This is a genomic window from Mycobacterium sp. M26 (genome assembly GCF_001494595.1).
GTDB lineage: Bacteria > Actinomycetota > Actinomycetes > Mycobacteriales > Mycobacteriaceae > Mycobacterium.
The window spans coordinates 30,561-49,675 of the sequence record NZ_LN929908.1 but is presented as its reverse complement, the minus strand read 5'-3'; the positions used below and the strand labels follow the sequence as shown (position 1 = coordinate 49,675).

13 protein-coding genes and 1 tRNA gene are annotated in these 19,115 nt (G+C 69.5%); 8 read left to right on the top strand and 6 right to left on the bottom strand.

What is annotated here, in order from left to right; all coding sequences use genetic code 11:
* Window positions 1–34: 34 nt before the first annotated feature.
* The 5 genes from BN3385_RS09545 to BN3385_RS09525 are packed head-to-tail and all read left to right on the top strand — an operon-like array spanning window position 35 to window position 7,607.
* Window positions 35–3,928, top strand: coding sequence for a Pls/PosA family non-ribosomal peptide synthetase (locus BN3385_RS09545; RefSeq protein ID WP_059016561.1), 3,894 nt, complete (start codon window positions 35–37; stop codon window positions 3,926–3,928).
* Window positions 3,925–5,265 (top strand): M1 family metallopeptidase, encoded by a 1,341-nt coding sequence (locus BN3385_RS09540; RefSeq protein WP_059016560.1) that lies wholly within the window; start codon window positions 3,925–3,927, stop codon window positions 5,263–5,265. The genes BN3385_RS09545 and BN3385_RS09540 overlap by 4 nt, the downstream gene beginning before the upstream one ends.
* A gap of 26 nt (window positions 5,266–5,291) precedes the next feature.
* Entirely contained in the window at window positions 5,292–6,542 is a 1,251-nt protein-coding gene (locus BN3385_RS09535; RefSeq protein ID WP_059021758.1) for a lipopolysaccharide biosynthesis protein, read from the top strand.
* A 31-nt stretch (window positions 6,543–6,573) separates the two neighbouring features.
* Entirely contained in the window at window positions 6,574–7,272 is a 699-nt protein-coding gene (gene ppgS, locus BN3385_RS09530; RefSeq protein ID WP_231748835.1) for a polyprenyl-phospho-N-acetylgalactosaminyl synthase PpgS, read from the top strand.
* Entirely contained in the window at window positions 7,269–7,607 is a 339-nt protein-coding gene (locus BN3385_RS09525) for a DUF2304 domain-containing protein (protein ID WP_059016558.1), read from the top strand. Before ppgS ends, BN3385_RS09525 begins: the two co-directional genes overlap by 4 nt.
* Here the strand turns inward: BN3385_RS09525 and BN3385_RS09520 are convergent.
* Window positions 7,604–8,542 (bottom strand): NAD-dependent epimerase/dehydratase family protein, encoded by a 939-nt coding sequence (locus BN3385_RS09520; protein WP_059016557.1) that lies wholly within the window; start codon window positions 8,540–8,542, stop codon window positions 7,604–7,606. The genes BN3385_RS09525 and BN3385_RS09520 overlap by 4 nt on opposite strands.
* A 37-nt stretch (window positions 8,543–8,579) precedes the next feature.
* Between BN3385_RS09520 and BN3385_RS09515 the strand changes: the two genes are divergently transcribed.
* Both BN3385_RS09515 and BN3385_RS09510 read left to right on the top strand, forming a co-directional pair.
* The gene (locus BN3385_RS09515) at window positions 8,580–10,376 is read left to right on the top strand and encodes a hypothetical protein (protein ID WP_059016556.1); all 1,797 of its coding nucleotides are present in this window, start codon (window positions 8,580–8,582) and stop codon (window positions 10,374–10,376) included.
* A gap of 24 nt (window positions 10,377–10,400) precedes the next feature.
* On the top strand, window positions 10,401–10,769 hold the full coding sequence (locus BN3385_RS09510) for a carboxymuconolactone decarboxylase family protein (RefSeq protein WP_059016555.1): 369 nt from the start codon (window positions 10,401–10,403) through the stop codon (window positions 10,767–10,769).
* An 18-nt stretch (window positions 10,770–10,787) separates the two neighbouring features.
* Here the strand turns inward: BN3385_RS09510 and BN3385_RS09505 are convergent, their stop codons facing one another.
* The 3 genes from BN3385_RS09505 to BN3385_RS09490 form a co-directional block, all read right to left on the bottom strand.
* On the bottom strand, window positions 10,788–12,422 hold the full coding sequence (locus tag BN3385_RS09505; protein ID WP_156432707.1) for a cadherin-like domain-containing protein: 1,635 nt from the start codon (window positions 12,420–12,422) through the stop codon (window positions 10,788–10,790).
* Window positions 12,423–12,493: 71 nt separating this feature from the next.
* Window positions 12,494–12,569: transfer RNA gene (locus BN3385_RS09495), tRNA-Thr, on the bottom strand.
* Between the two features lie 26 nt (window positions 12,570–12,595).
* Complete coding sequence (locus BN3385_RS09490) at window positions 12,596–13,810, bottom strand: DNA polymerase III subunit delta' (RefSeq protein WP_059016552.1); 1,215 nt, start codon at window positions 13,808–13,810, stop codon at window positions 12,596–12,598.
* A gap of 73 nt (window positions 13,811–13,883) precedes the next feature.
* Here BN3385_RS09490 and BN3385_RS09485 point away from each other — a divergent pair, with 73 nt between their 5' ends.
* Window positions 13,884–15,503, top strand: a complete 1,620-nt coding sequence (locus BN3385_RS09485) for an adenylate/guanylate cyclase domain-containing protein (RefSeq protein WP_197415284.1) — start codon at window positions 13,884–13,886, stop codon at window positions 15,501–15,503.
* A gap of 78 nt (window positions 15,504–15,581) precedes the next feature.
* Here the strand turns inward: BN3385_RS09485 and topA are convergent, their stop codons facing one another.
* Window positions 15,582–18,392, bottom strand: a complete 2,811-nt coding sequence (gene topA / locus BN3385_RS09480) for a type I DNA topoisomerase (protein WP_059016550.1) — start codon at window positions 18,390–18,392, stop codon at window positions 15,582–15,584.
* Window positions 18,393–18,505: 113 nt separating this feature from the next.
* Complete coding sequence (locus BN3385_RS09475) at window positions 18,506–19,084, bottom strand: hypothetical protein (protein ID WP_059016549.1); 579 nt, start codon at window positions 19,082–19,084, stop codon at window positions 18,506–18,508.
* Between the last annotated feature and the right edge of the window lie 31 nt (window positions 19,085–19,115).

Genomic DNA, 19,115 nt, shown 5'->3' with positions numbered 1-19,115 from the left:
CCCCCGTCATCGGGGACGCCTAGTATCCACAGTCGTGGCGACGCCGGAGATTCCCGCTCAGTACCTGCTCTCGGACCATGCCCCGGCCCCGCGCACCCTGATCGACATCCTCTACGACACCGCGGCCCGCTACCCCGATGCGCCGGCCATCGACGACGGCACCGTGGTGCTCACCTACTCCGAGCTGATCGCCGACATCGAGGACAGCGTGGAGTGGCTGGGCGCCCGCGGCATCGGCCGCGGCGACCGGATCGGCATCCGGATGCCGTCCGGCAGCTACGCCCTCTACGTCGCGATCCTGTCCACCCTGGCCGCCGGCGCGGCCTACGTCCCGGTAGATGCCGACGACCCGGAGGAACGCGCCCACCTGGTGTTCGGTGAGGCAGAGGTGGTCGGCGTGATCACCGAGGCCGGACTGACCCGCGGGCACGGCTCGTCACGCGGCTGGCGGGCCACCGCCCCGCTGGGCCGCGACGACGCGTGGATCATCTTCACCTCCGGCTCCACCGGCACCCCCAAGGGGGTGGCCGTCACGCACCGCAATGCCGCGGCGTTCGTCGACGCCGAAGCACAGATGTTCTTGCAGGACAACCCGATTGGGCCAGGAGACCGGGTGCTGGCCGGCCTGTCGGTGGCGTTCGACGCGTCCTGCGAGGAGATGTGGCTAGCCTGGCGACACGGCGCCTGCCTGGTGCCCGCACCCCGCGCCCTGGTGCGCAGCGGGATGGACCTGGGCCCGTGGCTGGTGTCCCGCGACATCACGGTGGTGTCCACCGTGCCCACCCTGGCCTCGCTGTGGCCGGCCGAGGCGCTGGAGGCCGTGCGGCTGCTGATTTTCGGCGGCGAGGCCTGCCCGCCCGAGCTGGCCGAGCGGCTGGCCGTCGAGGGTCGCGAGGTGTGGAACACCTACGGGCCCACCGAGGCGACCGTGGTGGCCAGCGCGGCACAGCTTGATGGACGCAGCCCGGTCAGCATCGGCAAGCCGCTGCCGGGCTGGGATCTGGCGGTGGTGGACGCCGAGGGCAACCCGGTTCCCCTCGGCGGGGTCGGTGAGCTGGTGATCGGCGGTGTCGGGCTGGCCCGCTACCTCGATCCCGAGAAGGACGCCGAGAAGTACGCCCCGATGGAGTCGCTGGGCTGGGCCCGGGCCTACCGCAGCGGCGATCTGGTCCGGCTGGAGGCCGACGGCCTGTACTTCCAGGGCCGCGCCGACGACCAGGTCAAGGTGGGTGGCCGGCGTATCGAACTCGGCGAGGTGGACTCCGCGCTGGTGCACCTGCCCGGTGTCAGCGGCGGCGCGGCCGCGGTACGGCGCACCGCCAGCGGCACCCCGATGCTGGTCGGCTACATCGCGAGCACCAACCCGGACTTCGACCTGGCCGCCGCCCGGGCGCACCTCGCCGAGAACCTGCCCGCCGCCCTGGTGCCGCGGCTGGTGCTCGTCGACGAGCTGCCCACCCGCACCTCCGGCAAGGTCGACCGCGACGCGCTGCCCTGGCCGCCGCCCGGCTACCAGGAGTCCGAACCGGATCTCGGCGGCACCATGGGCTGGCTGGCCGGGCTGTGGCGCGACGTACTCGGTGCGGTGGTCGACGGGCCGGAGGCCGACTTCTTCGCCCTCGGCGGCGGATCGCTGTCGGCGGCCCAGCTGGTGGCCGCGCTGCGCGACCGCTTCCCGCAGCTGACCGTCGCGCAGCTCTACGACCATCCGCGGCTGGGGTCGCTGGCCGAGTTCCTCGACGAGCAGGCACCCGCGGCGGCGGTGACACCCCGCGACGTCAAGCCCACCCCGGTCAGCACGCAGACCGCCCAGGTCCTGCTGTCGGTACCGCTGGCCACCCTGACCGGACTGCAGTGGCTGACCTGGCTGGCCCTGATCAACAACATCGCCGCAGCCGTGCACCCGCTGCCCTGGCTGACCCCACTGAACTGGTGGCTGGTGGCGATCGGTTTCGTACTGTTCATCACGCCGATCGGGCGGATGGGGATCGCGGTGCTGGGCGCCCGCATGCTGCTGTCCGGTCTGCAGCCCGGCACCTACCGCCGCGGCGGCTCCGAGCACCTGCGGGTGTGGCTGGCCGAGCGATTGGCCGACGCCAGCGGGGCGGAGAACCTGGCTGGGGCGCCGTGGCTGGTGTACTACGCCCGCGCGTTGGGTAACACCGTCGGCAAAGGCGTGGATCTGCATTCGGCGCCACCGGTGACCGGCATGCTCAAGCTCGGTCACCGCTGCTCGATCGAACCGGAGGTGGATCTGACCGGGCACTGGATCGACGGCGACCTGTTCCACGTCGGGCCGATCACGGTGGGTAACGACGCGACGATCGGGGCACGCACCACCCTGTTCCCCGGTGCGGTGGTGGGTAAGGACGCCGACGTCGCGCCGGGCTCGGGGGTGGTCGGCAAGGTCAAGAACGGCCAGTACTGGAAGGGCTCCCCGGCGGTGAAGTCCGGCAAGGCCCGCCATCCCTGGCCGCAGTACCGCCCGCCGCGGGCCGCGCAGTGGGTGGCCATTTACGGCATGACCTCGATCCTGCTCGGAGCGCTGCCCCTGGTCGCGCTGGCCGCGGGACTGGCGGTACCGGCCTGGGTGGCCCGGCACACCGCGACGCTGCGGGACGCGATTGTGGTTGCCGCACCGTGGATTCCGGTGGCCGCGCTGGTGGCGATGGCCGTCTACGCGCTGCTGACCGTGGTGCTGGTGCGGGTGCTCGCCCTGGGCCTGCGCGAGGGTTACCACCCGGTGCGCAGCCGGATCGGCTGGCAGCTGTGGGCCACCGAACGGCTGATGGACGCCGCCCGCAACTATCTGTTCCCGATCTACGCCAGCCTGCTCACCCCGTGGTGGCTGCGGCTGCTGGGGGCGAAAGTGGGCCGCAATACCGAGATTTCGACCGCGCTGCTGACCCCGAAATTCACCGTCATCGAGGACGGGGCGTTCCTGGCCGACGACACCATGGTGGCCTCCTACGAGCTCGGCGGCGGCTGGATCCACGCCGCCAAGGCCACCGTCGGCAAGCGCGCGTTCCTGGGCAACTCCGGCATCACCCAGCCGGGCCGGCGGGTTCCCGACGACGGTCTGGTCGCGGTGCTGTCCGCCGCCCCGCACAAGGCCAAGGCCGGATCGTCGTGGCTGGGCAGCCCGCCGATCCGGCTGCGCAGGCACGCCGACGAAGCCGACTCCGCACTGACCTATCAGCCGTCGCTGCGGCTGAAGATCATGCGGTCGGCCGTCGAGACCTGCCGGCTGTTCCCGGTGATCGTGACTTTCGCGATCGGGGTGGCGATGCTGGTGAGCCTGCAGGCGCTGGCACTGCGATTCGGCTACGGCTGGGCCGCACTGGCCAGCGGGGTGCTGCTGCTGGTGGCCGGCGCGGTGGCCGGCGGCGCCGCGGTGGCCGCCAAATGGCTTGTAGTGGGCCGAATCCGGGCGGTGGAGTACCCGCTGTGGTCGTCGTTCGTGTGGCGCAACGAGGTGTCGGACACCTTTGTCGAAACGGTGGCCGCGCCGTGGTTCGCCCGCGCCGCCAGCGGAACACCGGTGATGAACCTGTGGCTGCGCGCACTCGGTGCGAAGATCGGCCGCGGGGTGTGGTGCGAAACCTATTGGCTGCCCGAGGCAGACCTGGTCACCCTGCAGCGCGGCAGTACCGTCAACCGGGGCTGCGTGGTGCAGACACATCTGTTCCACGACCGGATCATGCGGATGGACACCGTGATCCTCGAAGACGGGGCGACCCTCGGGCCGCACTGCGTGGCCCTGCCCGCCGCCAAGCTGGGCGCGGGGGCGACCGTGGGCCCGGCATCGCTGGTGATGCGCGGCGACGAGGTGCCGCCGTCGACGCGTTGGCAAGGCAATCCCATTGCGCCGTGGGTGGTTTCCCGCAAGAAGTCACGTGAGCGGCGCCCCGAGGGTGCGGCGGCATGAAACGACCCGTCAAGAAGGCCGCCAAGAAAAGTGGTGGTACGCCGGTGATCGATCCGTATCTGCCCGGCAACGGGAACTTCGGTTACCGGGTGTCGCGCTACGAACTGGATCTGGAATACAAGGTCGCGATCAACCGGCTCACCGGGACGGCCACCATCACCGCCGCGACACTGGCGTCGTTGAAGACCTTCACCCTCGATCTGTCCGATGCGCTGTCGGTGACCAAGGTGGCAGTCAACGGACGCCGGCCGGCGAACTTCCGCACCTCAGGTGGCAAGCTGCACATCACACTGGGCACCGCCCTGCCCGCGGGCGCGGCAATGTCGATCGAGGTGCGCTACGGCGGATCGCCGCGGCCGATCCGAAGCTATTGGGGCGAGGTCGGTTTCGAGGAGCTGACCAATGGGGTGCTGGTGGCCGGGCAGCCCAATGGCGCCGCCTCCTGGTTTCCCTGTGACGACCACCCCAGCGCCAAGGCCAGCTACCGCATCCAGATCAGCACCGACAGTCCCTACCGCGCAGTGGCCAACGGCGAGCTGGTGTCACGGCGGGTGCGCGCGGCCCACACCGTGTGGACCTACGAGCAGCCCGAGCCGACGTCGACCTATCTGGTGACGCTGCAGATCGGGATGTACGGCGCCCACAAGCTGCCCAAGGCGCCCGTGCCGATGCAGGCCGTGCTGCCCGACCGGCTGCAGGACACCTTTGATCACGACTTCGGCCGTCAACCGCAGATGATGAAGCTGTTCGTCAAGCTGTTCGGGCCCTACCCGCTGTCCAACGGCTACACCGTCGTCGTCACCGACGATGATCTGGAAATACCCCTTGAAGCCCAGGGCATTTCGATCTTCGGGGCCAACCACTGCGATGGTTCTCGGAGCTCGGAACGGTTGATCGCCCACGAGCTGGCTCATCAGTGGTTCGGCAACAGTGTGACCGCGCGCCGCTGGCGCGATATCTGGCTGCACGAGGGATTCGCCTGCTACGCCGAATGGTTGTGGTCGGAGAACTCCGGCGGCCAGACCGCAGACCAGTGGGCGCGGCACTACCACCAGAAGCTCGTCGCCTCACCACAGAACCTGCTGCTGGCCGACCCCGGCCCACGCGACATGTTCGACGACCGCGTTTACAAGCGCGGCGCACTGACCCTGCACGTGCTGCGGGCCACCATCGGTGACGAGAAGTTCTTTGCGCTGCTGCGGGATTGGACGGCCCGCTACCGGCACAGCACCGTGGTCACCGACGACTTCACCGGCCTGGCCGCCAACTACGCCGAGGTGTCACTGCGGCCGCTGTGGAACGCCTGGCTGTTCTCCACCGAAGTGCCGCCGTTGTGACCGACGCGGGCGCTTCCTTCGACGCGCTGAGCGCCACCGGGCCCGATCAGGTCCGGGGCGCGGCGATCAGCCGTGGCAGCGTCGCCAAGGTCGGGGTGGCCACCGCGATCTCCGCGGTGTGCGGGTACGCCGTGCTGTACCTGGCCGCCCGCGCCCTCGACCCGGCGGGCTTCTCGGTGTTCGGCGTGTTCTGGGGGGCGTTCGGTCTGGTCGGCGGTGTGGCCTACGGGCTGCTGCAGGAGGCCACCCGGGAGGTACGCACCACCGCCTACCTCGAGGTCGCCGACGGGCCGCGCACCCACCCGATGCGGGTCAGCGCCGGCCTGGGTGTGGCCGGTGCCGTCGTGATGGCCGCGACCTCACCGCTGTGGGCACCGCACGTGTTCAGCGAGGCCCGCCCGCTGTCGGTGGCGCTGCTGTCTGCCGGCCTGGCCGGCTTCTGCCTGCACGCCACGCTGCTCGGGCTGCTGGCCGGGATCGGGCAGTGGGGCCAGTACGGCGGCCTGATGGTGGCCGACGCCGTGATCCGCGTGCTGGTGGCCGGTGCGACGTTCCTGCTGGGCTGGGGTCTGGTCGGATTCCTCTGGGCCACCGTCGGCGGCGCGGTCGGGTGGCTGCTGCTGTTGCTGGTCTCCCCGACCGCGCGCGCGGCCGCGGCCCTGCGCACCCCGGGCGGCACGTCGACCTTCCTGCGCGGTGCGGCGCACTCGATCGCCGCGGCCGGTGCCAGCGCCGTCCTGGTGATGGGCTTTCCGGTGCTGCTCAAGGCCACCTCCGGTGAGCTGGGCGCGGCAGGCGGGGTGGTGATCCTGGCGGTGACGCTGACCCGCGCTCCCCTGCTGGTGCCGCTGACCGCGATGCAGGGCAACCTGATCGCCCATTTCGTCGACCATCGCGGTCATCGGCTGAAGGCGCTGATCGCCCCGGCCGCGGTGGTGCTCGCCCTGGGCACGGTCGGGGTGCTAGCGGCCTGGCTGGCCGGGCCCTGGCTGATCCGGGTGGCCTTCGGTGACGAGTACACCCCGGGCGGGGCACTGCTGGGCTGGCTGACCGCGGGCGCGGTGGCCATCGCCCTGCTGACCCTGACCGGTGCGGCCACCGTCGCCGCCGCCCAGCATCGGGCGTACTCGATCGGCTGGGTCGGGGCCACGGTGGCCTCGGGTCTGCTGCTGACGTTGCCGCTGGCCCTGGAGGAGCGCACCGTGGTCGCGCTGCTGTGCGGCCCGCTCGTGGGCATCGCCGTCCACCTGTTCGCACTGGCCCGCGCCGGACACTGAAACGGCCAGGATCAGCGTGTACGTTGTGGGCATCGACACCACGGCCCACCCCGACGCCTGGATCATCGTCCCCGCGTACAACGAAGCGAAGGTCATCGGCGACGTCATCAGCGACCTGCGCCAGACCTTCGCTCACGTGGTATGCGTCGACGACGGGAGCCGGGACGACACCTCCGAGATCGCGCTGCGCTCCGGCGCCCACGTGGTGCGTCACCCGGTGAACCTCGGCCAGGGGGCGGCCATTCAGACCGGCGTCGAGTATGCCCGCAGCCAGCCCGGCGCCGAGGTGTTCGTGACCTTCGACGCCGACGGCCAGCACCGGGTGAAGGACGTGCTGGCGATGATCGATCGGCTGGCCAAGGGCGACGTCGACATCGTCGTCGGCACCCGGTTCTCCGGCACGACCGTCAGCCACACCCCGCCGCTGAAGAAGCTGATCCTGCGCACCGCGGCGGCCCTGAGCCCGAGCAGTCACCGGCTCGGCCTCACCGACGCCCACAACGGCCTGCGGGTGTTCAACAAGACGGTGGCCGACAACCTCACGCTGACCATGAGTGGGATGAGCCACGCCAGCGAGTTCGTCAAGCTCATCGTGGAGAACAACTGGCGGGTGGCCGAGGAGCCCGTGGAGATCCTCTACACCGAGTACTCGCTGTCCAAGGGCCAGCCGCTGCTCAACGGGGTGAACATCGTCTTCGACGGGTTCCTGCGCGGAAGGATGCGCCGATGAACTGGATTCAGGTGCTGCTGATCGCGGCCGTGATCGCGCTGCTCGTGTACCTGCTGCGTTCCCGCACCAACGCCAAGGCCAAGGCCTGGGTCAAGGTCGGCTACGTGCTGTTCGTGATCGCCGCGATCTACGCGATCCTGCGGCCGGACGACACCACCGTGCTGGCCAACTGGCTCGGTGTCCGGCGCGGGGCGGACCTCATCACCTACGCGCTCATCATCGCGTTCGTGTTCACCACGCTGAGCACCTACCTGCGGTTCAAGGAGCTCGAGCTGCGCTACGCCCAACTGGCCCGCGCCGTCGCGCTGGACGGCGCCCGGGTACCGGACGCCTAGCCGAGCGAGCGGAAGTACTCGACGGTGCGGTGCACACCCTCGGCCAGGTGCACTTGCGGGTGCCAGCCCAGCACCATCTGAGCTTTACGAACGTCCAGGCAGGAGCGGGTCAGATCACCCAGCCGCGCCGGTGCGGTGTCGGGTTCGTCGGGCGCGCCGACGGCCTTGGCGACCGCGGTGTGCAGCGCCCGGTCGGAGGTTTCCACGCCGGTACCGATGTTGAACCGCTGACCGCCCCCGGCGGCGCCGGAGGCCCGCACGAACGCGTCGACCACATCATCGACGTAGACGTAGTCACGGGTGTTGGAGCCGTCGCCGTAGACCTTGGTGGGCCGTCCCGCCAGCAGCGCGGTGGCGAAGATCGCGACGACACCAGCCTCGCCGTGCGGGTTCTGCCGCGGGCCGTAGACGTTGGCCGGGGCGATGTGCGAACAGTCCAGCCCGTAGAGGTGACGGAACGTGTTGAGGTAGGTTTCGCCCGCGATTTTGCTTGCCGCATAGGGTGATTCAGGATCGGCGGGCGCGGTCTCGTTGGTCGGGTAGTTCTTCGGGACGCCGTAGATCGAGCCACCCGAGGAGGTGAAGACCACCTTGCGCACCTCGGCCCGGCGGGCCGCCTCGGCCAGCCGCACCGTCCCGATGACGTTGACCGCGGCGTCGAACTCCGGGTCGGCCACCGAGCGCCGGACATCAATCTGGGCGGCGAGGTGGTAGACGACCTCCGGCCGGTGCTGCGCGAGTAGGCCCGTCAGGTCGGCGCTGACGATATCGGCCTCGACGAACTCGAACCCGCCGTGCGCGCGGGCGTCATCGAGGTTGGTGGCGAGCCCGGTGCTCAGGTCATCGAGCCCCAGCACCGTGTGGCCATCGGCGAGCAGTCGGTCCACCAGCGCCGATCCGATGAAGCCAGCCGCCCCGGTGACCAGTACCTGCATTCATGCCACCCTACCGAGAGCCCGTACAGTCGAGGCGATGGCAGTTCCGGCTCGGGTGGCGCGCGTGTCACCGGTCGCGGTGGCAGCCGTCGTCCTGATCGCGGTGCAGCTGGTAGTGCGCGCGGTGCTGGCCTTCGGGGGTTTCTTCTACTGGGATGACCTGATCCTGGTGGGCCGGGCCGGAACACAGGGCCTGTTGTCGCCGTCGTACCTCTTCGACGACCACGACGGTCACGTCATGCCCGGGGCGTTCCTGGTCGCCGGGGTGATCACCCGGCTGGCCCCGCTGGTCTGGACCTGGCCGGCGGTGAGCCTGGTGGTGCTGCAGGTGCTGGCCTCGCTGGCGCTGTTGCGCGCGCTGCACGTGATCCTCGGCTGGCGCCCGGTGTTGTTGATTCCCTTGACCTTCGCGCTGTTCACCCCGCTGGGAGTGCCGGGCTTCGCCTGGTGGGCGGCCGCACTGAACTCGCTGCCCATGCTGGCGGCGCTGGCGTGGGTGTGCGCCGATGCAATCCTGTTGGTGCGCACCGGGAATCGACGGTATGCGGTCACCGGGCTGCTGGTGTTCTTCGGCGGGCTGATGTTCTTCGAGAAAGCCGCGGTGATCCCGTTCGTGGCGTTCACGGTGGCGGCACTGCTCCTGCACGTGCAGGGCGATCGGGCAGCAGTGCGCACGGTGTGGCGCACCGGGATGCGGTTGTGGGTGCCGGCGCTGGCGCTCACGGCCGCCTGGATCGGCGTCTACCTGGTGGTCGTCGACCAGCAACGGTGGAGTTCGGATCTGGCGATGACGTGGGATCTGTTGCGCCGCTCGTTCACTCACGGCATCGTGCCCGGACTGGCCGGTGGGCCCTGGCAGTGGCAGCGGTGGGCGCCCGCCTCGCCGTGGGGGGTGCCGCCGGTCGGGGTGATGGTCCTGGGCTGGGTGGCCCTCGCTGCGGTGATCGCGGTGACCCTGGCCCGCAAGCAGCGCATCGGCCCGGTGTGGCTGGTGGCGCTGGCGTATGCGGTGGCCTGCCAGATCCCCATCTATCTGATGCGCTCGTCGAAGTTCACCGCGCTGGAGCTGGCCCAGACCCTGCGCTACTTCCCGGACCTGGTGGTGGTTCTGGCACTGCTGGCCGCCGTGGGGTTGTGCGCACCCAACCGGCCGTCTTCGGCGTGGCTCGACGCGTCGCGGGCCCGCACCGTGGTGGTGGCCGGAGTGACCGTGGCGTTCGTGGCCAGCAGCCTGTACTCGACCTCGACGTTCCTGACCAGCTGGAAGGACAATCCGGCGCAGCCCTATGTGCGCAACGCCATCAGCGGGCTTTCCGAGGCCAGGGCGTCATCGCCGGCGCCCATGCTGGACCAGGAGGTCGATCCACTGGTGCTGCAGCGCGTCGCCTACCCGGAGAACCTGGCCAGCCACATGTTCGCCCTGCTTGCGGACCGCCCCGAATTCGCCGGATACACAACACAATTGCGGATGCTGGATACCAGCGGCCGGGTGGTGGACGCCAATGTGACCTGGGTGCGCACGATCGTGCCGGGACCCACGCCCGGGTGCGGATACCTGGTCCAACCGGACAGCCCGGTGCGCATGCCGTTGGACGGGCCGATGTTGCCTGCCGAGTGGACCGCCGAGATCAACTACCTGGCCAACAGCGACGGCTCGATGATGATGAAGCTGTCGGAGGGCCCGGAGACCAAGGTGACGGTGCATCCGGGCCTGAACCGGGTGTTCGTGCGGCTGTCGGGGGCCGGTGACGCGATCACGGTGCGGGCCGCGACGTCGGCGCTGTCGCTGTGCCTGGCATCGGGCCCAGTGGGCTATCTCGCACCCCAGCGCTGAGCCCGGTGTGGGAAAGTAGTTCGTATGTCTAACTTACGTGAGGACGGCCTGCAGGTCTTCCGCGAGATGCTGCCCGGGGTGCTGCCCGACGGCGAGGTCAGCTTCGGCGACGGATTCGCCAACGAGCTGATGGAGATCGGCGTCGAAGGCATCTTCGGCCGGCTGTGGACCCGTGACGGGCTGAGCCGGCGCGATCGCAGCCTGGTAACCCTGGGCATCCTGATCGCCCTGCGGGCCAACGAGGAGCTCAAGGCGCATTTCCGGATCGCCCGGCAGAACGGTCTGTCCGACGACGAACTCGCCGAGGTGATCTATCACGCCAGCGGCTACGCCGGCTTCCCTGCGGCCGCCACCGCCAAGACCGCGGCGATCGAGGCGCTGGGCGTCGAGTGACCCTGCCTTCGCAGGCTCCTAGGCCTTGCCGAGGTAGAAGAAGGTGATCAGCCGCGAGTCGGCATAGACGCTCACCCCGCTGGTGCCACCGGTATTGAGGTTGACGGCGGTGTTGACACTCCAATTGGTGGAGCCGGTGACCTGGATGGCCGTCGACGGAGAGTCGAATCCGGTCACGAGTTGACCGCTGGCGTTGGTGGACAGACCCGACCCGACGACGACTTTTCCTTGGGTGACATCGAAGCCGACCCCGAATGAGGTGCCGTCCAAGGGGATCACGGTGGATCCCAGGGACACGCTCTGCCCGGTGGGGGTGATGTAGGTGGAGCCGACGCCCACGAGCGTCGGGGCCGGCAGGGTGAACGCCATATCGATCAGGTAGTTGACCTGAATGATCTGCAGGGCCAGCGCTATTCCACCCTGGCCGTCGGAGACCGAGAAGCTCAGCTGATCGGTGTACGAACTCGTGTCGGCGCCGGTGTTGAAGACGTAGGTGCCGTCGCTGTAGCGGGTAAATCCCTTGGGCACATACAGATACGTACCGTCCGAATTCTGCACCAGGGTGGCCCGGCCTGTTTCGGCGTTCGTCACGCTGACCTGCAGGGCATCCCCGTCAGCGTCGGACGCGGCCGGATCGATACGCAGCACATCGGAGTAGATCCACGCCCGCTGCGTCGATCCGTCGGGGGACGTCTCGTCACGGGTCAGAATCCGGGGGGTGTCGTAGACGGTGACCGACGGGTTGAGCACCGGGGCGAAGTTGGCGGGGCCGACATCGAGGGACACCGAATACGTCGGCGGACTCGACAACCCCAGCAGGTCGAGCAATCCGTGCAGGTGCCAAGGGTTTCCGGGTGCATCACCCACGACGACCGAGAAGTTGTCGGTGCCGCCGGCATGGGCGAACACCGCCTGCGGGGTGTAGGTGTAGCTGCCGTCGGCGGCGATCACGACCGACCCGTGATCGGGCGGGTCGACGACGGTGTAAGTCAACTGATCGCCGTCGGGGTCGATGGCATTGAGCTTGCCGGTGATGACCCCGGTTTGCGGATCCTTGGCGACGATGACCGGCTGGGCCGTCGGGTAGTCGTTGAAGAGCCGGTACTCGAGGCGGCGCAGGGCAATCCAGGCTCCGCTGATGAGCTCGCCGACCGGCTGGTCCGGGATCGGTGCGGTGGCGGGCAGCGGCGGCAGGCCGAACCAGCGCAGCACGTCGCCGGCCATCGACCGCACCGTCACCGGTGCCGTGATCGCGGCGGGGAATGCCGGCTCGGCGGCCTGTGCCACGACGGCCGAGGCGCTTGTGGACGGAGTGGACGACTCGTCGGCGGGGGCCGCAGTTGGTTCCGATCGCGCCGACCGCCCGGTCACGGTCCGGCCCGACACGACCGACGCCGTGCTGCGAATGCTGGTGGCCGATGCCGCGGCGGGACCCGGCACCCGGCGCTGCGACACCGGGCCACGGTGCGCGGCGCCGGTCGAGCTCGCTGCCCGGCTGGCCTTGTGCGCGGTGCTCGACGACGGCGCGCCCGAGGATCCGTCGGCCGTTGCGCTGTCGGCCGAGGCGACCCCGGCACCGACGGCCAGTGCGGCGCCCAGTCCGGCGGCTGCCGCACCCACTCGCAGCCAGAAATGGTGGGGATCATTGCTCATGCAAGCAATGTAAGTCGACCTGAATTGACGTGTGAGCAACTTCACACGAACACAAAATGACGGAAAGAAAATGGAGCCGCCTGGGGGAATCGAACCCCCGACCTATTCATTACGAGTGAATCGCTCTACCGACTGAGCTAAGGCGGCGCAGCCATCTCCGGGCCGCAGTGAGTCTACAGGTCTGAACGCAACGCCTGACCCACGGTGGCCACCATCGCATCGACGGCGAATTTGGGTTTGACGTTCATCGCCAGCGCCTCGCGGCACTCGAGCACCGCCTCGATACAGCGCAGCAGCCGCTCCGGTGAGGCGTGCGCGGCCAGGCTGGCCACCTTGTCGGCCATGTCGGGGTGGTTGGGCGCGACCGAGCCGGCGCCGTTGGCCACCAGCAGCGCGTCCCGGAAATAGGTGGCCAGGTCGATCAGCGCCCGGTCCAGCGCGTCCCGGGAGGCGCGGGTCTGCCGCGACTTCTGCCGTCGTTCGAGGTCCTTGATCGCGCCGGCCGCACCGCGCAGCGCTCCCGCAGTGCCCTTACCGGTGCCGCCGGCCCCCAGCGCCGTGCGCAATTCCTCGGCCTCGACCTCGTCGCGCCCGCCGGTCAGCGCACGGGCCTCGGCTTCGGCGGTGGCCACCAACTCCTCGGCGGCCGCATACGCCCGCGTCGGCGTGGCCGCGTCGCGGGCCAGCCCCAGCGCACGGGTCCGACGGTCGCGGGCCTCCGAATCGGTGGCCAGCCGCCGGGCCCGACCGACGTGCCCGCCGCTGACCGAGGCCGCCCACTGGGCCTCCTCGACCGACAGCCCGTCGCTGTCGACGAGGACCTGGGCGATCGCGGCGGTCGACGGCGTCACCAACGCTACGTGCCGGCACCGCGACCGCAGCGTGATCGCGATGTCCTCGGGATCCACCGATGGTGCGCACAGCAGGAACACCGTCGACGGTGGCGGTTCCTCGACAACCTTGAGCAGTGCGTTGGCCGCACCTTCGGTGAGCCGGTCGGCGTCCTCGACCACGACGATCTGCCAGCGGCCGGTGCTGGGGCGCCGCGAGGCGATCTGGACGATGGTGCGCATCTCGTCCACGCCGATCGAGAGTCCTTCAGGAATGATGCGCCGCACGTCGCCGTGGGTGCCGGCCATGGTGGTCGTGCAGGCCCGGCATTGACCACAGCCCGGCGTGCCGTCGGCGGTGCACTGCAACGCGGCGGCGAAGCACAGCGCGGCGATCGAGCGGCCCGATCCCGGCGGCCCGGTGATCAGCCAGGCGTGTGTCATGGTCCCGGTCGCGGCCACATCGTGAGCGGAATCACCCCGGGCGGCGCGAGCAGCGGCAACCAGCTCGGCTTCCACCGCACTTTGGCCGACCAGCCGCGTAAATACCCCGGACATCACCTCCCGACCCTAGTGCGCAGCAACGACACCGCAGGTCGGCGGTGGGTCATTAAGGTGCGGATCCGTCGCTCTGGACCGATACGGTGGGGTGGTGAGCACCGCGCCGACCAGCATCGGGCGAGCCAGCGGATTCATCCGCTGGGTCGCCCGCACGCCGTGGCCGGTGTTTTCGCTGGGAATGTTGCAGGCCGACATCATCGGCGCGCTACTGGTCCTGGGGTTCCTGCGGTTCGGTTTGCCACCTGCGGACCGGATCATGCTGCAGGACCTGCCGACGGTGAACCTGGCGATCTTTCTGAGCTATCTGTTCATCTCGTTCGGCGTGGGCGCCTACGTGAGCCTGCGGCTGCTCGTGCCGGTGTTCCGCTGGCAACGCCGCGATGCCCTGCTGGCCGACGACGATCCGGAGACCACCGAGGCGGCCCGATTGCGGGCGCTGCGGATGCCGACGTACCGCTCGATCATCAGCATGACGAACTGGGTGCTGGGCGCGGTGGTGTTCATCGCGGCCAGCTGGCCGGTCGCCAGCCACGCCGCGCCCGTGCTGGCAGTGGCCACCATGCTGGGTGCCACCGCGACCTCGATCATCGGCTACCTGCAGGCCGAGCGGGTGCTGCGGCCGGTGGCGGTGGCCGCACTGCGCGGCGGGCCGCCGGAGAAGTTCCGCAGGCCGGGGGTGGTGCTGCGGCTGGTGCTGACCTGGCTGCTGTCCACCGGGGTTCCGCTGCTGGCCATCGTGCTGTCAGTGGTGGCGGCCAAGTTCTCGCTGTTGCAGGCCTCAGCTGATCAGCTGTTCACCCCGATCCTGCTGATGGCGATCGCCGCGCTGGTGATCGGGCTGGCCGGCAACCTGCTGGCCGCCATGTCGATCGCCGACCCGCTGCGCCAGTTGCGCTGGGCGCTCGGTGAAGTCCAGCGCGGTAACTACAACGCCCACATGCAGATCTACGACGCCAGTGAGCTCGGCCTGCTGCAGGCCGGCTTCAACGACATGGTGCGCGACCTGTCCGAACGGCAGCGGCTGCGCGACCTGTTCGGCCGCTACGTCGGCGAGGACGTCGCCCGCCGCGCGCTGGAGCGGGGCACCGAACTCGGTGGCCAGGAACGCGACGTCGCGGTGCTGTTCGTCGACCTGGTCGGGTCGACCGAGATCGCCGCGACCCGCCCGCCCAGCGAGGTCGTCAGCCTGCTCAACGAGTTCTTCCGCGTCGTCGTCGACACCGTCAAGAAGCACGGCGGCTTCGTCAACAAATTCCAGGGTGACGCCGCCCTGTGCATCTTCGGCGCCCCGATCGAGCACCCGGACGCCTCGGGCGCGGCGCTGGCCGCCTCGCGCGAACTGCACGACGAACTCGTCGAGGTCCTGGGCCAGACCGAGTTCGGCATCGGGGTGTCGGCCGGGCGCGCGATCGCCGGCCACATCGGCGCGCAGGCCCGCTTCGAGTACACCGTCATCGGCGATCCGGTGAACGAGGCGGCCCGGCTCACCGAGCTGGCCAAGCTGGAGAACGGGCACGTGCTGGCGTCGGCGATCGCGGTCAGCGGCGCACTGGACGCCGAGGCGCTGTGCTGGAACGTCGGCGAGATCGTCGAACTGCGCGGTCGCACCGCGCCGACTCAGCTGGCCCGCCCGGCCAAGCTGGCCATGCCGGCCGAGCGTCCCGAAGTCACAAGCGAAGCCGCCCGCTGACGCCGTCGTCGAGATCGACGAAATGGCGCTTCCCACTCGACTTTTCGCGCCCGTTTGTCGGTTTGGGCGCAATCAGGGTCAGGCTTTCTTGGCCGCGGCCTTCTTGGCGGGAGCCTTCTTCGCCGCGGCCTTCTTGGCGGGTGCCTTGCGGGTCGCCTTCTTGACCGGCCCGCGGGCCCGGCGGTCGGCCAGCAGTTCCGACGCACGCTCGTCGGTGATGCTCAGCACGTCATCGCCCTTGCGCAGGCTGGCGTTGGTCTCACCGTCGGTGACGTACGGCCCGAACCGGCCGTCCTTGATCACCATCGGCTTGCCGGAGGCGGCATCGGTACCCAGTTCACGCAGTGGCGGAGCAGCCGCACCCTGGCGGCCGCGACGCTTGGGCTCGGCGTAGATCTTCAGCGCGTCCTCGAGGGTGATGTCGAAGATCTGGTCCTCGGTGGCCAGCGAGCGAGAATCGGTGCCGCGCTTGAGGTATGGGCCGTAGCGGCCGTTCTGCGCGGTGATTTCCTCGCCGTTGCTCGGATCCACCCCGACCAGTCGCGGCAGCGACAGCAGCTTGAGGGCGTCCTCGAGGGTGACGGTCTGCAGGTCCATCGAGCGGAACAGCGAACCGGTGCGCGGCTTGGGCCCGGTCGGCTTCTTGCCCTTCTTGGCCGTCACCCCGCCATCCTCCTCGGGCGGGGGCGGCAGCACCTCGGTCACGTACGGGCCGTACCGGCCGTCACGGGCCACGATCTCGTGCCCGCTATCCGGGTCGACGCCGAGCACCCGGCCTTCCTGCGGTGTGGCGAACAGGGTTTCGGCCAGTTCCAGGGTCAGCTCGTCGGGGGTGATCTCGTCGCTGAGGTTGGCCCGCTGCGGAGTGGGCTCGCCGTCCTCGCCGGTGATCATCCGCTCCAGATACGGGCCGTTCTTGCCGACCCGCACCACGATCGGACGGCCCTGCTCGTCGTCAAAGAGCTTGATGGAGTTCACTTCTCGGGCGTCGATGCCTTCGAGGTTCACGCCGACCAGCTTCTTGAGGCCACCGGCCCGGGCGATCGAGTCGGCCACCCCGTGCTCGCCGCCGAAGTAGAAGTTCGACAGCCAGTTGGTGCGCCGCTCGTGCCCGGAGGCGATCTCGTCGAGCTCGTCTTCCATGGCGGCGGTGAAGTCGTAGTCCACCAGGCGCCCGAAGTGCTGTTCGAGCAGGCCGGTCACGGCGAACGCCACCCAGGACGGCACCAGCGCGCTGCCCTTCTTGTGCACGTAGCCGCGGTCCTGGATGGTCTTGATGATCGAGGAATACGTTGAGGGACGGCCGATTCCGAGCTCCTCGAGCGCCTTGATCAACGACGCCTCGGTGTAGCGGGCGGGCGGGTTGGTGTTGTGCCCGTCAGCGGTGAGCTGGGTGGCATCGACCCGCTGACCCTGGCGCAGCTGGGGCAGCCGACTCTCGGCGTCATCGGCCTCACCGCCGGCCAGCTCGTCGACGGTCTCGACGTAGGCCTTGAGGAAGCCGGGGAAGGTGATGGTGCGCCCGCTGGCGGTGAACACCGCATCCCGCCCGTCGGCGGTGGCGCCGGCGATCCGCAGGCTCAGGGTGGTGCCGCGGGCATCAGCCATCTGCGAGGCCACCGTGCGCTGCCAGATCAGCTCGTAGAGCCGGAACTCGTCGCCGTCGAGCTCGCGGTGCAGCGCGCCGGGGGTGGCGAAGGTGTCACCGGCGGGACGGATCGCCTCGTGCGCCTCCTGGGCGTTCTTGACCTTGCGGGTGTACTGCCGCGGCGAGGGGTGCACGTACTCGTCGCCGTAGAGCTGGCGTGCCTGGTTGCGCGCGGCATTGATGGCCGACTCCGACAACGTGGTCGAGTCGGTACGCATATAGGTGATGTAGCCGTTCTCGTACAGCCGCTGCGCGACGCTCATCGTGCGCTCGGAGCTGAACCGCAGTTTGCGGCCGGCCTCCTGCTGCAGCGTGGAGGTCATGAACGGCGGGTACGGGCGGCGGGTGTAGGGCTTCTCCTCCACCGAGGCCACGGTGAGGCTGGCCCCGCGCAGACCGGCAGCCAGCGCACCGGCGGCGGTCTCGTCGAGCACCACCACCTCGTCGGGCTTGCGGACCACCCCGAGGGAGTCGAAGTCGCGTCCGGTGGCCACCCGCTTGCCGTCCAGATTGACCAGACGGGCGTTGAAACGCGGCGGGGCGGCATTCGGGTCGGACACGCTGGCGTCCAGCTCGGCCAGCACGTCCCAGTAGGACGCGCTGCGGAAGGCCATGCGGTCGCGCTCGCGCTGCACGATGATGCGCGTGGCCACCGACTGCACGCGGCCGGCCGACAGTCGCGGGGCCACCTTCTTCCACAGCACCGGGCTGACCTCGTAGCCGTACAACCGGTCCAGGATGCGGCGGGTCTCCTGGGCATCGACCAGGTCATTGTCCAGGTCGCGAGGGTGTTCGGCGGCGGCCAGGATGGCCGGCTCGGTGATCTCGTGGAACACCATCCGCTTGACCGGCACGCGGGGCTTGAGCGTCTCCAGCAGGTGCCAGGCGATGGCTTCACCCTCGCGGTCACCGTCAGTGGCCAGATAGAGCTCGTCGACGTTCTTCAGCAGGTCCTTGAGCTCGCTGACCGTGCTCTTCTTCTCCGGGCTGATGATGTAGAGCGGCTCGAAGTTCTCTTCGACGTTGACGCCGAGGCGGGCCCAGGGCTCGGATTTGTACTTCGCGGGCACATCGGCGGCATTGCGCGGCAGGTCACGGATGTGCCCGCGGGAGGACTCCACAATGTAGTTGGAGCCCAGGTAGCCCGCGATTTTGCGCGCCTTGGTCGGCGACTCGACGATGACGAGCCGTCGGACGCGGCCATTGCCGCCGCCGCTGTCGCGGGATTCGTCGTCAGCCAACTGCGCTTACGCTCCACTTCTGTCTTGCCCACAGGTACCCCCGGCCTCGCGGGCAACTGACAATTTCGCACCCCGGACGGGCCGACGCAAACCGGCCCCCCACACGGAATGTCTCAGATTCTGGGCCACGCTGACAACGCTTCGGTGTCATCCGGCGGTTCCCCCACGTTCTCTACCAGGCGCGATAGCCGCCTGCGGCCACTGATTCGTAACGCCGGCCGGGACCCTCTTGTCCCGATCAGAGTCGGTGCGATTCCCACCCGCATCAGCGCCGACGCCAGCGGGGAATGGGTGTCCGGCGCGTGCGGGTCCAGACCGAGCAGGTAGCGATCGGCCTCCGGTGTTCCGGCCGCCAACGTCCAGGCCCGCAGCTCCCTGGGCCCGGGCAACCACTGCGGAGGCACCGTCTTGACCGCCCCACGCGTCCACTCGGTGGCGATCGCCACCAGCCGGACATCCACCGCGGTGCGCACCAGAGGGCTGTCCTCCTCGGTGCGGGTGATCTCCGGCTGCAGGCCGGCGTCGGTGATCATGTCGGCCAGCGCGGTGGCCCGCCAGAGCTCCTCGACCACCACCGACAGCCGTGCGCCACCGGAGACCATCACGACCTGACCGGCTGCCGCGAGCATCCCGGTGAGGTCGGTGACCGTGGGCGGCACCGACTCAGCCGAGAAGAACGACAGCTGGCTCACGACTCGACACTAAGCCAGTGGACGACCAGCG

Bases quoted from the DNA above. Each gene is read 5' to 3' on its own strand.
- BN3385_RS09515 (WP_059016556.1), top strand. From the start codon at position 8,580: ATGGCAGTTCCGGCTCGGGTGGCGCGCGTGTCACCGGTCGCGGTGGCA.
- BN3385_RS09540 (WP_059016560.1), top strand. From the start codon at position 3,925: ATGAAACGACCCGTCAAGAAGGCCGCCAAGAAAAGTGGTGGTACGCCG.
- BN3385_RS09505 (WP_156432707.1), bottom strand. From the start codon at position 12,422: ATGAGCAATGATCCCCACCATTTCTGGCTGCGAGTGGGTGCGGCAGCC.
- BN3385_RS09510 (WP_059016555.1), top strand. From the start codon at position 10,401: ATGTCTAACTTACGTGAGGACGGCCTGCAGGTCTTCCGCGAGATGCTG.
- BN3385_RS09490 (WP_059016552.1), bottom strand. From the start codon at position 13,810: ATGTCCGGGGTATTTACGCGGCTGGTCGGCCAAAGTGCGGTGGAAGCC.
- BN3385_RS09525 (WP_059016558.1), top strand. From the start codon at position 7,269: ATGAACTGGATTCAGGTGCTGCTGATCGCGGCCGTGATCGCGCTGCTC.
- BN3385_RS09520 (WP_059016557.1), bottom strand. From the start codon at position 8,542: ATGCAGGTACTGGTCACCGGGGCGGCTGGCTTCATCGGATCGGCGCTG.